Annotated in this window: 12 protein-coding genes; 9 read left to right on the top strand and 3 right to left on the bottom strand. The window is 68.6% G+C overall.

Annotated features, from left to right (window positions below; translation table 11 throughout):
• Positions 1–14: 14 nt before the first annotated feature.
• Positions 15–419, bottom strand: coding sequence for a phage holin family protein (locus tag AKG07_RS12040; protein WP_053098140.1), 405 nt, complete (start codon positions 417–419; stop codon positions 15–17).
• Positions 420–471: 52 nt separating this feature from the next.
• Here AKG07_RS12040 and AKG07_RS12035 point away from each other — a divergent pair, with 52 nt between their 5' ends.
• The 5 genes from AKG07_RS12035 (at position 472) to AKG07_RS12015 (ending at position 6,239) form a co-directional block, all read left to right on the top strand.
• Positions 472–1,545: a histidinol-phosphate transaminase gene (locus AKG07_RS12035; protein WP_171821958.1), complete on the top strand. Its 1,074-nt coding sequence runs from the start codon at positions 472–474 to the stop codon at positions 1,543–1,545.
• 96 nt (positions 1,546–1,641) lie between these two features.
• The gene (gene pdhA / locus AKG07_RS12030; RefSeq protein WP_053099303.1) at positions 1,642–2,769 is read left to right on the top strand and encodes a pyruvate dehydrogenase (acetyl-transferring) E1 component subunit alpha; all 1,128 of its coding nucleotides are present in this window, start codon (positions 1,642–1,644) and stop codon (positions 2,767–2,769) included.
• Between the two features lie 115 nt (positions 2,770–2,884).
• The gene (locus tag AKG07_RS12025) at positions 2,885–3,865 is read left to right on the top strand and encodes an alpha-ketoacid dehydrogenase subunit beta (RefSeq protein WP_053099302.1); all 981 of its coding nucleotides are present in this window, start codon (positions 2,885–2,887) and stop codon (positions 3,863–3,865) included.
• 36 nt (positions 3,866–3,901) lie between these two features.
• Entirely contained in the window at positions 3,902–5,257 is a 1,356-nt protein-coding gene (locus AKG07_RS12020) for a dihydrolipoamide acetyltransferase family protein (protein WP_053098139.1), read from the top strand.
• Positions 5,258–5,324: 67 nt separating this feature from the next.
• Positions 5,325–6,239 carry an aldo/keto reductase gene (locus AKG07_RS12015; protein ID WP_053098138.1) on the top strand — a complete coding sequence of 305 codons (915 nt, stop codon included), beginning with the start codon at positions 5,325–5,327 and terminating at the stop codon, positions 6,237–6,239.
• Here AKG07_RS12015 and AKG07_RS12010 read toward each other — a convergent pair.
• Both AKG07_RS12010 and AKG07_RS12005 read right to left on the bottom strand, forming a co-directional pair.
• Entirely contained in the window at positions 6,230–6,769 is a 540-nt protein-coding gene (locus AKG07_RS12010; protein ID WP_053098137.1) for a 2'-5' RNA ligase family protein, read from the bottom strand. The two genes, AKG07_RS12015 and AKG07_RS12010, sit on opposite strands and share 10 nt — an antisense overlap.
• Before the next feature lie 4 nt (positions 6,770–6,773).
• Complete coding sequence (locus AKG07_RS12005) at positions 6,774–7,994, bottom strand: ROK family protein (protein ID WP_053098136.1); 1,221 nt, start codon at positions 7,992–7,994, stop codon at positions 6,774–6,776.
• Between the two features lie 101 nt (positions 7,995–8,095).
• Here AKG07_RS12005 and AKG07_RS12000 point away from each other — a divergent pair, with 101 nt between their 5' ends.
• The 4 genes from AKG07_RS12000 to AKG07_RS11985 are packed head-to-tail and all read left to right on the top strand — an operon-like array spanning position 8,096 to position 13,040.
• Positions 8,096–9,439, top strand: coding sequence for an ABC transporter substrate-binding protein (locus AKG07_RS12000; protein WP_053098135.1), 1,344 nt, complete (start codon positions 8,096–8,098; stop codon positions 9,437–9,439).
• Complete coding sequence (locus tag AKG07_RS11995) at positions 9,436–10,437, top strand: carbohydrate ABC transporter permease (RefSeq protein ID WP_230100920.1); 1,002 nt, start codon at positions 9,436–9,438, stop codon at positions 10,435–10,437. The genes AKG07_RS12000 and AKG07_RS11995 overlap by 4 nt, the downstream gene beginning before the upstream one ends.
• The gene (locus tag AKG07_RS11990) at positions 10,437–11,315 is read left to right on the top strand and encodes a carbohydrate ABC transporter permease (protein ID WP_053098134.1); all 879 of its coding nucleotides are present in this window, start codon (positions 10,437–10,439) and stop codon (positions 11,313–11,315) included. Before AKG07_RS11995 ends, AKG07_RS11990 begins: the two co-directional genes overlap by 1 nt.
• A 45-nt stretch (positions 11,316–11,360) precedes the next feature.
• The gene (locus AKG07_RS11985) at positions 11,361–13,040 is read left to right on the top strand and encodes a glycoside hydrolase family 13 protein (protein WP_053098133.1); all 1,680 of its coding nucleotides are present in this window, start codon (positions 11,361–11,363) and stop codon (positions 13,038–13,040) included.
• The last annotated feature ends 54 nt before the right edge of the window (positions 13,041–13,094 follow it).

The following is a 13,094-nucleotide window of genomic DNA, read 5'->3' as shown; positions in this document are numbered from 1 at the left end:
TGCGCAGGCAGGCGTCAGTCCCGACGCTGCTTCTTGCTCTGCGGACGCAGGATGAAGCCGAAGACACCGTTGATCAGCGAGATGATGAGCGCGGCGAGCACGCCCCACCAGAAGCTGCCGACCGTGAGACCCCAGCCGAACCCGCTCGTGATCCACGCCGTGAGCCACAGCAGGAAGCCGTTGATCACGAAGCCGATCAGTCCGAGGGTGATGATGTACAGCGGGAACGCGACGATCTTCACCACCGTGCCGATGACGGTGTTCACGAGCGCGAAGATCGCGGCCACCGCGAGCAGGGTCAGCACGAGCTGCAGGGTCTCGCCCGGCGCGAACGCCCTGATCTGCACCTGCAGGGCGGGGATCAGCGTCACGACCCAGAGGGCGAACGCGTTGACGACGACTCGGATGATGAAGCGCATAGTCCGTCCAGTCTTCCATGTGGGGCGCGGGAGCGCCGCGGAATCTAGACTCATGACTGTGACCGACCCGATCCTTCCGCGCATCCGTCCCGCCATCGCCGCCCTGGCGCCGTACCGACAGGGCAAGCAGGCGGGCCCCGACGCATTCAAGCTCTCGAGCAACGAGAACCCGTTCGAGCCGCTTCCGTCGGTCGCCGCGGCGCTGCAGCACACGACGCCCATCAACCGATACCCGGATGCCACCGCCGGCCGCCTTCGCGTACGACTCGGTGCACGGTACGCCGTCGAGCCCGACCAGGTGCACGTGGCTGCGGGCAGCGTCTCGATCCTCCACCAGCTGATCCTCGCGACCGCCTCCGTGGGTGACGAGGTCGTCTACGCCTGGCGCTCGTTCGAGGCCTATCCGAGCCTGCCGCTCGTCGCGGGCGCGACCGGGGTGCAGGTGCCGCTGACGCCCGACTCCCGTCACGATCTCGACGCGATGGCTGAGGCGGTCACCGAGCGCACGCGTGCCGTCATCCTCTGCACCCCGAACAACCCGACCGGTCCGATCATCACGAGCGACGAGTTCGCGACGTTCGTCGAGCGCGTCCCCGCCGATGTGCTGATCGTCCTCGACGAGGCCTACGCCGAGTTCGTGACGGTGCCCGGGGCGGTCGACGGTCTCGCCGAGCGGGTGTTCGAGCGGCATCCGAACGTCGTCGTGCTGCGCACCTTCTCGAAGGCCTACGGACTCGCGGGCCTGCGCATCGGATACGCGATCGGCAACGAGAAGGTCCTCGATGCCGCGCGCACCACCGGCATCCCGCTCTCTGTCACGTCGGCAGCCGAGAACGCCGCGATCGCGAGCCTCGACGCCGAGTCCGAGCTGCTCGAGCGCGTCGCGGTGATCGTCGAGCGCCGCACGCGCCTGCTCGAGGGGCTGCGTCGGCAGGGCTGGGACGTGCCCGACTCGCAGGCCAACTTCATCTGGCTGCCCACCGGCGAGCGCACCGACGAGGTCGCCGCCGCATTCGTCGCCGCCGACCTCATCGTGCGCCCGTTCCCGGGTGACGGCATCCGCATCTCCGTGGGCGAGGAGGCGTCCGTGGCGCGCGTGCTCGAGGTCGCATCGTCACTGCGCTGATCCGCGCCGTTCCGCCGTTTCTCCGGGTTCCCGGCAGATGCGAGGACGTCCTAGGTATGCGTGACCGGGCATGCGCGCGCGGGTAGCGTGGGGGTCGTGACCTCGTCAGAGACTGAACTCGTCCGCGTCCTGGATCAGGATGGCCGCTTCACGCCGAGTCCGGCTGCTGAGCAGTATCTGTCGTTGATCGAGGCGATCAGCGACGCCGAGCTCGAGCAGTTCTACCGGGACATGGTGGTCATCCGCGCGATCGACACCCAGGCGACCAACCTGCAGCGACAGGGACAGCTGGCGCTGTGGCCGCCGAGCCGTGGGCAGGAGGCCGCCCAGGTCGGGTCGGCCCGCGCCGCCCGCGCCCAGGACACACTCTTCCCGTCGTACCGCGAGCACGCCGTGACGCGCATCCGCGGCGTCGACCCCGTCGACATCATCAAGCTGATGCGCGGTGTCTCGCACGGCGGCTGGGATCCGACCGACCCCAAGAACGGCAACACCCGCCTCTACACCCTGGTTCTCGGCTCGCAGGTGCTGCATGCAGCCGGCTACGCGATGGCGTTGAACTTCGACGGTCGATCCGGCACCGGCGACGTCGACAAGGACGAAGCCGTCATCGTCTACTACGGCGACGGGGCGTCGAGCCAGGGCGACGTGCACGAGGCGATGGTCTTCGCCGCGAGCTACCAGGCTCCCACCGTCTTCTTCCTGCAGAACAACCACTGGGCGATCTCGGTGCCGGTCGCGACGCAGTCGCGGGTGCCGCTGGTCGAGCGCAGCGCCGGCTACGGCATCCCCAGCGTCCGCGTCGACGGCAACGACGTCCTCGCCAGCTACGCCGTGTCGCGCGTCGCTCTCGACGAAGCCCGCAGCGGCCAGGGTCCCCGGGCGATCGAGGCGGTCACGTACCGTCTCGGCGCGCACACCACCAGCGACGACCCCACGAAGTACCGCGGCTCCGACGAAGAGCAGTCGTGGGCGCTGCGAGACCCGATCGACCGCATGCGCGCCTTCCTCGAGAACAGGGGAGCGGCGGGGCAGTTCTTCGCCGACGTGGATGCCGAGGCGGCCGACGCCGCCGAGGACCTGCGTTCACGCAGCGTCGAGCTCGGATCGCCGACCGCAGACAAGATCTTCGATCACGTGTACAGCGACCCGCATCCGCTCGTGGCGGAGCAGAAGGCCTGGCACACGCGCTACGAGGCATCGTTCGAAGGAGACGGCAAGTGATGGACTGCCTTCAGGATTCTCGGCCAGGAGCGACTTTTGCGGCCCGCGCTGCGCGCAGTGGCCGCCGAACGTGCGTATGGCCGCAGAAGTTCACGACGTCGAGGACGGTGCACGCATGACCCTCGAGACGATGCCCCTCAGCAAGGCGCTGAACTCGGGCCTGCGCCGGGCGCTCGAAGACGACTCCAAGGTCCTGCTCATGGGCGAGGACATCGGCAAGCTCGGCGGTGTCTTCCGGGTCACCGAGCACCTGCAGCGCGACTTCGGCGACCGCCGCGTGCTCGACACCCCCCTCGCCGAGTCGGGGATCGTCGGCACCGCGATCGGGCTCGCGATGGCCGGGTTCCGTCCGGTGATCGAGATCCAGTTCGACGGTTTCGTGTTCCCCGCGTTCGACCAGATCACGACCCAGCTCGCCAAGCTCACGAACCGCCACGAGGGCAGGATCAGCCTGCCCATCGTGATCCGCATTCCCTACGGCGGGCACATCGGAGCGGTCGAGCACCACCAGGAGAGCCCTGAGGCCTACTTCGCGCACACCCCCGGCCTGCGGGTGGTGTCGCCGTCGACGCCGAACGATGCGTACTGGATGATCCAGGAGGCCATCGCGTCGAACGACCCGGTGATCTTCATGGAGCCGAAGAGCCGCTACTGGCAGAAGGGCGAGGTCGAGCTCGACGCGTCCGCCGCCCCGCTGCACTCGTCTCGCGTCGTGCGCACGGGATCCGACGTCACGCTCGTCGGACACGGAGCCATGGTCACGACCCTGCTGCAGGCGGCCGCGCTCGCCGAGGCCGAGGGCACCAGCTGCGAGGTCGTCGACGTGCGGTCGCTGTCTCCGGTCGACTACGAGCCCATCCTGAGCTCGGTGCGCAAGACCGGACGCATGGTCTACGCCCAGGAGGCCCAGGGCTTCGTCAGCATCGGCAGCGAGATCGCCGCGACCGTCATGGAGCGCGCCTTCTACGCGCTCGAAGCTCCCGTGCTCCGCGTCTCGGGATACGACACTCCGTTCCCGCCCGCGAAGCTCGAGGGAACCTACCTCCCTGACGCCGACCGCATCCTCGAGGCCGTCGACCGTTCGCTCGCCTACTGATCTCACCCTGATCTCACCGTTCCGAAAGGACCGCACATGAGCACGCAGAACTTCAACCTCCCCGATGTGGGCGAGGGCCTGACCGAGGCCGAGATCGTGGCATGGAAGGTCGCGCCGGGTGACTCCGTCGCCATCAACGACGTCATCTGCGAGATCGAGACCGCCAAGTCGCTCGTCGAGCTGCCGTCGCCGCACGCCGGAGTCGTCGGCGAGCTGCTCGCCGCCGAGGGCGCGACCGTCGAGGTCGGCTCGCCGATCATCACCTTCGTGACCGATGCGCGCGACGACGCCGGACCCGGCAAGATCGCCACCGCCGAGGCCCCCGCGCCGGAAGAAGGTGGCGGGTCGGTTCTCGTCGGCTACGGCACGGGCGGCGGTGCGACGTCGCGGCGCAAGCGTCCGGCGGAGCGCCCGGTGCGCTCGTCGGTCGGCGTGATCGCGAAGCCGCCGATCCGCAAGCTCGCCCGCGATCTGGGCGTCGACCTCACCACGGTCACGCCCACCGGAGCCGACGGCGAGGTGACCCGCGACGACGTGATGACCCACGCCTCGCAGGCCAGCGTCTTCCGCAACATCGAGACGCCCGAGTGGGGCGCCGTGCGCGAAGAGACCGTGCCCGCACCGCAGAGCACGCCGGCGGGCCTCGCCCGTGGAGTGTCGGCAGCGCCGGCATCCGCCCCGGTGTCCGACGACCGCACCGAGTCGATCCCCGTGAAGGGCGTGCGCAAGGCGACCTCGTCGGCGATGGTGCAGAGCGCGTACTCCGCTCCGCACGTCACCGTGTGGAAGGAGATCGACGCGAGCCGCACGATGGAGCTCGTCAAGAGGCTCAAGGCATCGCCCGACTATGCCGACATCCGCGTCTCGCCGTTGCTGATCATGGCCCGCGCCGTCATCTGGGCCGCCCGTCGCACCCCGATGGTGAACGCCGCGTGGATCGAGACCGAGGGCGGCGCGGAGATCGCGGTGCGTCACTACGTGAACCTCGGAATCGCCGCGGCGACGCCTCGCGGTCTGCTCGTGCCGAACATCAAGGACGCGCAGGACCTCAGCATGAAGGACCTCGCCCGCGCTCTGAACAGGCTGACGCTCACGGCTCGCGAGGGCAAGACGAGCCCCGCCGACCAGCAGGGCGGCACGATCACGATCACGAACATCGGTGTGTTCGGGATGGATGCCGGTACCCCGATCATCAACCCCGGCGAGGCGGGCATCGTGGCCATGGGCACGATCAGCCAGAAGCCGTGGGTCGTCGACGGCGAGGTGCGCCCCCGCTGGGTGACCACGGTCGCAGGCTCGTTCGACCACCGCGTGATCGACGGCGACGGTATGAGCCGCTTCATCGCCGACGTGGCATCCGTGCTCGAGGAGCCCGCACTGCTCGTGGAGTGAGGCGGACAGCGGGGATACAGTGGCGGAGAACCGTGATGACCGCCCCGACAGAACGGACTCCCCGCGGATGAGGATCGAACCGACTGCCATCGCCCTCGGAACCTCCGGCCTCGGCCGGCATTCGGAGCCGGGATCCGCCGAGGAGAGAGCGGCCGTCGATGTCGCCATCGACCTGCTCACGAGCAGGCACGGGTTCGTGGACACGTCGAACAACTACTCGGCCGGTCGATCCGAAGCCGTCATCGGCATCGCGCTGCGCGAGCTGGGGATGGACGGTTCGCGAGTCATCTCGAAGGTGGATCAGGACCCTGAGACGGGCGTGTTCGACCGAGACCGCGTCCTCCGCTCGTTCGAGGAGACGACCGCGCGGCTCGGGGTCGACCGGCTTCCGCTGTTGCACCTGCACGACCCGTACTCGGTGTCGTTCGAGGACACGATCTCGATCGGCGGCGCGGTGCAGGGGCTCATCGAACTGCGGAGCGCCGGCGTGGTGGACGCGATCGGTGTGGCGGCGGCTCCGGTCCCGCTGATGGCGAAGTACGTCGAGACGGGGGTGTTCGACGCCGTGCTGATCCACAACCGATTCACGCTCGTGGATCACTCGGCTGAGAGTGTGTTCGCCGACGCCAAGGCACGCGGCATGGCCGTGTTCAATGCTGCGCCCTTCGGTTCGGGACTGCTCGTCAAGGGGCCGCATTCCGGTGCGCAGTACGCCTATCGACCGGCCGGCGAGGAGCTGCTGAGGTGGACCGAGCGTCTGCAGCGCGTCTGCGCCGACCATGGAACGTCGATGGCTGCCGCAGCGCTGCACTACTCGCTGCGGTCCCCGCTGGTCGACTCCACAGTCGTCGGGGTGTCGAGACCGCATCGTCGTGAGCAGCTCGACGAGCTGGAGCAGGCGGAGGTCCCGGAGGCGCTGTGGGGCGCCATCGAGAGCCTGGGGTCGGCGCCTTCCCCGGTGGACGACAGCGACTACGCCTGACGCAGCTCCGCGAGCGCAGTGATCTGCGCGGTGCCGGGGTCCCAGTGCCGCACACTGCGCGCGTGAGCGTGGATGTCGCCGCCGATGAGATCCAGCGCGTCCGCCAGATCGGTGACCCGCAACCGTCGGGCGAGGGCGACGTGCGGCATCCACTCGCCCGGCGCGGTATGCGGGGCATCGTCACCCGGCCCGACGGCGGAGAGGATCGTCTCGCGGAGGTGGATCAACTCCGCACGGGGAACGATGCTCCGCGCCAGCACACGGCGATCTCCGGAGCCGAAGAGCAGGGGAGCGCCCAGCGTGATCGGGAACGACGGGATGCCGGCGAAGACATCTGGTCCGGGCGGTGACAGGTCGACGCGTGCGACCAGCGTGATGTGAGGGCGGTTGCTCGCCGACGTGTGCCCCGCGAGGCTCGACAGGCCGCGCGCCGCGAGAGCATTCCATTCGGCCCGGACCACGGCCTCGGCCTCTGCGTCGAGGAGAAGTTCGATCGATGACGGGGAGCGCTGCGGCTCTGGTTCTCGCACGACGTCAGCTCACCGCGCTGAGCCGCCGCTCCGCGAGCAGCGGCACGGCCACCTCGCGCGCCGCTCTGCGCGCGGTCGCGACGGCGCCGATCGAGACGACCTCGGCGCCCAGCGTCGAGGCGAGGATCTCGGGTGCCGGCAGGTGCAGCTGGGCCGGCAGCACCTCGCGCGCAGCCGTGAGAACGGGGGCGATGCTCTCGGCCACCGCCCCGCACACGATCACGCGGGAGGGGTCGTACATGCTGCCGAGCACGCCGACCACACGGGCGAGCGTCGCGCCGACGCGGGAGGTGGCCAGGAGCGCATCGGCATCGCCAGCTGCCGCCGCCGTCAGCACGGCGCGGGGGTCGATACGGTCCTCGCGTGCGAGCCGCCCGATCGGGGATTCGAAGGAGATCTCGCCGCTCTCGACCGCCGCCCGCACCTGATCCTGCAGGGCGTAGCGCAGACCGAAGGCCGAGCCGACGCCGATGATGTGGTCGAACACGACACCCTCGCCGACTCCGCCGTGAGCGCCGTGCAGCACGTGGCCGTCGACCACGACGCCGCCGCCGAAGCGTTCGCTCGCGAGCAGGGCGACGTAGTCACGGCATCCGATGGCTGCGCCGGCCGAGCCCTCGGCGATCGCGGCGAGCTGCGCGTCGTTCTTGATCTCCACGACGGGGGCCCAGTCGGCGAGCGCCTCGGCGAGACCGGGGTTCGTGCGCTCCCAGAAGCCCTCGGGATGCGGCGGAGAGATGCCCGCCCGGTTGACGGGCGCGGCGACGCCGACGCAGATCGCGAGCACCGCCTCGCGCGAGACCTCGGCCTCGGCGAGCGCGTGCTGCATCTGGTCGAGGATCGTGGCGCGGCGTGCCGCCGCGGTCTGCGTCGGGTCGAGGTCGGTGCGGTGGTGCACGAGAGTGTGGTCGGTGGGGTCGGCGACGGTCACCGCGAGGTGGGTGTCTCCGGCATCCACCCCGATGACGACGCCCAGGTCGGATGCCAGCACGAAACGTCGCGCCGGGCGTCCTGCGCGGTAGCTTCCGGCGGCGCGGGCGTTGGGCAGCTCGCGCAGCACCCCGGCATCGACGAGGGTGTCGATCCCGTCGATCGCTGTCGAACGGGTCAGCGAGGTGCTCGCCATCGCCTCGGTCGCGGTGAACTCCCCGGCCGCCCAGGCGAAGTCGAGGATGGCGCCGACGCTGGCTCGTCCGGTGCCGAGACCTGCGGAGACTTCTGTCACGGGCCTTGACCTCACTCTCGTCCAGATGAGAGAGTACCGTTCATCGAAGTAAATTCGCTCACTAGATTTAGTCTGCGGATCTACAGGACGAAAGGACGACGGTGTCTGTGAAACCCCCACGCCCGGCGCGGCTGGTGGCCGGTGCGGCCGCGCTCGCCCTGGTCGGAGCGGCTCTGACCGGCTGCTCGACGGCCGGCGGAACCGAGACCATCCGCTTCACGTTCAGCAAACGCGAGGCGATCGAGTTCATGACAGAGCTCGTCGCCGAGTACAACTCCTCGCAGGACAAGGTGCGCGTCGAGATCGATACCTCGGGTGTCGACGTCGTGTCGGCGAGCTTCGTGCGCGGCAACCCGCCGGACATCATGCTGGCCAACTACAACTACGAGATCGCCCGGTTCGTGCAGCGCTGCGCGCTTACGGATCTCTCCGACACCGAGGCCGCCTCGACCATCCGCGACGACCTGCAGCCGCTCATGGAGCAGTACGGCTCGTGCGAGGGGCGCACGAGTGCGCTGCCGTACTCGGTGATGGGCGCGTCGGTCATCTACAACAAGCAGATCTTCGACGAGCAGGGCCTCGAGGTCCCGCAGACGTGGGACGAGCTGCTCGCCGTGTGCGATCAGCTGAAGCAGGCGGGGATCGACCCCTTCTACGCCACTTTCAAGGACGACTGGACCGTCGCGCAGGGCTGGTACGACTACACCGCCGGCGGCTCGGTCGACGTGATCGACTTCTTCGACACCCTCGCGGAGGAGGGCACCGAGGTCGGTCCCGACTCCGAGGTGTCGTTCGAGAAGGACTTCGCCGAGCCCATGGACCGCATGATGACCCTCGCGACCGAGTACACCAACGCGGATGCCGCGAGCCGCGGCTACGGCGACGGCAATCTCGCATTCGGCAAGGGCGAGGCGGCGATGTACCTGCAGGGGCCGTGGGCGTTTAGCGAGATCGAGAAGACGGCTCCCGACCTCGACCTCGGCACCTTCCCACTGCCGATGACCGACGATCCCGCCGACCTCGGCGTGCGCGTCAACATGGACCTCGCCGCGATGATCCCCGAGGGGTCGCAGCACCAGGAGGCAGCAGGTGACTTCCTCGAGTACCTGTTCCAGCCCGAGAACATCGAGGCCTACAACGCGTCGCAGCTCGGGTTCACCCCGACGAAGGACGCACCGGCCCCGGACGACCCTCGGATCGAGGGAATGATCGAGTACTACGACAACGGCCAGATCTATCAGGGACCCTCGGTGCTCGTGCCCCGAACCCTGCCGGTCTTCAACTACGCGCAGGCGATGGTGCTGGGCGCGTCCCCGACCTCCACGTTGCGCACCATGGATGCCGACTGGGCGAGGATCGCGTTCCGCGCTCCCATCCCGTCGACCCAGGACAACGCCTCCGGTGAGGACTCAGCATCCGGCGAGACAGAGGAGTCCACGCCATGACGAACACCGCTCTGCCCAACCCGGCAGCCCCCAACCCCTCGTCGTCGAGGCCGACGGCGGGCACGATCACGAAGCCCAACACCCCCACGACCGACACCACGGCGATCATCACGGGAGGCACCCGCAAGCTCGGTCGCCGCACCCGCAAGGTCGAGCCGATCTACTACCTGTTCCTGCTGCCGACGCTGGTCATCTTCACGCTCGCGATCACCGTGCCCGGCATCATGGGCATCTTCTTCAGCTTCACCGACTCGATCGGCATCGGCGAGTGGAGCTTCAACGGGCTGACCAACTACATCGCGATGTTCAGCGACCCGGCCATCCTGCAGAGCTACCTGTTCACATTCGGTTTCTCGATCGCCACGGTGATCGTCGTCAACGTGATCGCGTTCCTGCTGGCGGTCGGGCTGACCTCCCGCATCCGGTTCAAGACGGGGCTGCGCACGATCTTCGTGATCCCCATGGTGATCTCGGGCATCATCATCGCCTACGTCTTCAACTTCCTGTTCTCGAACTCGATCCCTGCTGCGGGCGCCGCCACCGGCATCCCGTGGCTCTCGACCAGTCTGCTCGCGAATCCCGATCTCGCGTGGGTGGCTATCGTCATCGTCACCGCGTGGCAGGCGGTTCCGGGCACACTGCTCATCTACATCGCCGGCCTGCTCTCGGTGCCGGGCGAGGTCTACGAGGCAGCCAGCATCGACGGAGCGAACAAGAGGCAGCAGCTCTTCCGCATCACGCTTCCGCTCGTCGCGGGGTACGTGGTGATCAACGTCATCCTGGGCTTCAAGGGCTTCCTCAACGCCTACGACATCATCGTCGGCCTCACCAACGGCGGTCCCGGCACCGCCACCCGCAGCGTCGCGATGACGATCATCGCGGGCTTCAACGGCGGCGACTACGCCTACCAGATGGCCAACGCGACGATCTTCTTCATCGTCGCCGTGCTCATCTCCCTGCTGCAGCTCTCGCTGACCCGCGGAAGGAACGCACTCTGATGTCGACGCAGACACTCACCACCATCCCCACCTCGGGCAAGAAGCCGCGCGTCCGCATGGAGCGCGTCAACTGGTCGGGCACGATCATCCTGATCCTGTGTGCCGTCACCGTGCTGCTGCCGCTGTACGTCACGATCTCGATGGCGTTCAAGACCACGGGTCAGGCGGTCGACGGCAACGCGTTCTCGCTGCCGGCGCCCTTCAGCATCGACGGGTTCGTCGAGGCCTGGAATCTCACGAAGTTCCCGGTCGGCGCGGGGATCTCGCTGCTGGTCACGGCCGGCACCGTGATCGCGACGATCGTGCTCGCGGCCTTCGCGTCGTACGCGATCGTCCGCAACTGGGACCACCGCCTGTTCCGCTGGTCGTTCTTCTATCTGCTCGCCGCGATGTTCATCCCGTTCCCCGTGGTGGCGCTGCCGCAGATCCAGCTGACCGGCTGGGTGGGACTCGACAACCCGTTCGGCGTGATCATCCTCGCGACGATGTTCCAGCTGAGCTTCAGCGTCCTGCTGTTCACCGCGTTCCTGCGGTCGATCCCGATCGAGCTCGAAGAGAGCGCCCGCATCGACGGCGCCACCACCTGGCAGACGTTCTGGCAGCTGATCTTCCCGCTGCTGGCGCCGATGAGCGCGACGGTCGGCATCTTCGCCTTCCTCTACGCCTGGAACGACTTCATGATGCCGTCGCTGATCATCTCCGATCCCGCGCTGCAGACGCTGCCGGTGCGGCAGAACCTCTTCCAGACCCAGTTCAGCAACAACTACAACGTGTCGTTCGCCTCGTACCTCATGGCGATGGCCCCGGCGATCCTGGCCTACCTGTTCACGCAGCGCTTCGTCATGGAGGGCGTCACACAGGGCGCCGTCAAGGGCTGACACGTCGCACACCCCAGACCGCAACACGAAGGAGCAACACCCCTCATGACCGATGCGCTTCTCACCGAGACCCGCGACGACACGACGGCCGCATGGTGGCGCCAGGCCGCCGTCTACCAGATCTACCCCCGCAGCTTCGCCGATGCGAACGGCGACGGCCTCGGTGACATCCCTGGCATCGTCTCGCGGGCCGACTACCTGCGCGACCTCGGCATCGACGCCGTGTGGCTCAGCCCGTTCTATCCGTCGGCCCTGGCAGACGGGGGCTACGACGTGGCCGACTACCGCGACGTCGATCCGCGCCTGGGCACGCTCGACGACTTCGACGACATGGTCGCGGCGCTGCACGAGCGCGGCATCCGCGTCGTGGTCGACATCGTGCCGAACCATTCGTCCGACCTGCACGAGTGGTTCCAGGAGGCGCTCGCCGCAGGCCGCGGCTCGGCGGCCCGCGAGCGGTACATCTTCCGCGAGGGATCCGGTCCCGACGGCGCGGAGCCGCCGACCGACTGGACCGCCGCGTTCGGCGGATCGGCGTGGGAGCGGGTCGATGACGGCCAGTGGTACCTGCACAGCTTCGCCCCCGAACAGCCCGACTTCAACTGGGACCACCCGGAGGTGCGCGAGGACTTCCTGACGACGCTGCGCTTCTGGTCGGACCGCGGGGTCGACGGCTTCCGCATCGATGTCGCCCACATGCTGACGAAGGATCTGACCGAGCCGCTGCCCAGCACCGCCGATCTCGAGCTGCTCCCGCACGACGGCAACCATCCGCTGCACGACCGCGACGACGTGCACGAGATCTACGCCGAGTGGCGCCGGGTCTTCAACGAGTACGACCCGCCCCGCACCGCCGTGGCCGAAGCCTGGGTCAGCACTCCCGAGCGCCGCGCACGGTATGCCTCGGCCGAGGGGCTCGGGCAGGCATTCAACTTCGACCTGCTGGTCGCCGACTTCGACGCGACGCAGTTCCGCACGATCATCACCGACAACCTCGCGCAGTCCGAGGCCACCGGGTCGTCGACGACGTGGGTGCTGTCGAACCATGACGTCACCCGCCACGCGACGCGCTACGGTCTCGCGCCGCTCGAGGGGCGCACCGGAGTGAAGCAAGGGGTCGAGTGGGTCGCGGCCGGCGGGCCGGAGGATCAGCTCGATCGCGAGGCGGGTCTTCGCCGAGCGCACGCCGCGACGCTGCTGCTGCTCGGGCTCCCCGGCAGCACCTACCTGTATCAGGGCGAGGAGCTCGGCCTCCACGAGGTCGCCGACGTCGCGCCCGAGCAGCGTCAGGACCCGGCGTTCTTCCGTGGTGCCGTCTTCGACGGACTGGGACGGGACGGATGCCGCGTGCCGCTGCCCTGGACCGCATCCGGACCGTCGTTCGGCTTCGGATCCGCCGAGGCGCACCTGCCGCAGCCCGCGTGGTTCGCCGAGTCCGCGGTCGATGTCGAGGCCGCCGATCCGTCGTCGACGCTCTCGCTCTACCGGGAGGCGCTGCGGCTGCGGCACGAGCTGCAGACCGAGGAGAGCCTGGAATGGATCGAGACCGGCCGGCCCGACGTGCTGCGCTTTGCCCGCCCGAACGGCTGGCAGATCGTGACGAACTTCGGCACCGAGCCGTTCGACCTCGGAGCGGATGCCGCCGATGTCGTCCTCGGCACGGTGGTCGACGCGGCGGTCCCGGCGGACTCGACCGTGTGGATCGCGCCGGGTCTCCTCGGCTGACCGGATCCGATCGCAGGACGAAAGCACGGATGCAGGGCGAGAACACGGTTTCTC

Origin of the sequence: Microbacterium sp. CGR1, assembly GCF_001266755.1 — a bacterium.
Taxonomy (GTDB): domain Bacteria; phylum Actinomycetota; class Actinomycetes; order Actinomycetales; family Microbacteriaceae; genus Microbacterium.
This window is presented reverse-complemented; position numbering and strand designations above follow the sequence as displayed.

Coding starts and splice junctions, on each gene's coding strand:
- AKG07_RS12040 (WP_053098140.1), bottom strand. CDS start 419: ATGCGCTTCATCATCCGAGTCGTCGTCAACGCGTTCGCCCTCTGGGTC.
- AKG07_RS12035 (WP_171821958.1), top strand. CDS start 472: ATGACTGTGACCGACCCGATCCTTCCGCGCATCCGTCCCGCCATCGCC.
- AKG07_RS12025 (WP_053099302.1), top strand. CDS start 2,885: ATGACCCTCGAGACGATGCCCCTCAGCAAGGCGCTGAACTCGGGCCTG.
- AKG07_RS12020 (WP_053098139.1), top strand. CDS start 3,902: ATGAGCACGCAGAACTTCAACCTCCCCGATGTGGGCGAGGGCCTGACC.
- AKG07_RS12015 (WP_053098138.1), top strand. CDS start 5,325: ATGAGGATCGAACCGACTGCCATCGCCCTCGGAACCTCCGGCCTCGGC.
- AKG07_RS11995 (WP_230100920.1), top strand. CDS start 9,436: ATGACGAACACCGCTCTGCCCAACCCGGCAGCCCCCAACCCCTCGTCG.
- AKG07_RS11990 (WP_053098134.1), top strand. CDS start 10,437: ATGTCGACGCAGACACTCACCACCATCCCCACCTCGGGCAAGAAGCCG.
- AKG07_RS11985 (WP_053098133.1), top strand. CDS start 11,361: ATGACCGATGCGCTTCTCACCGAGACCCGCGACGACACGACGGCCGCA.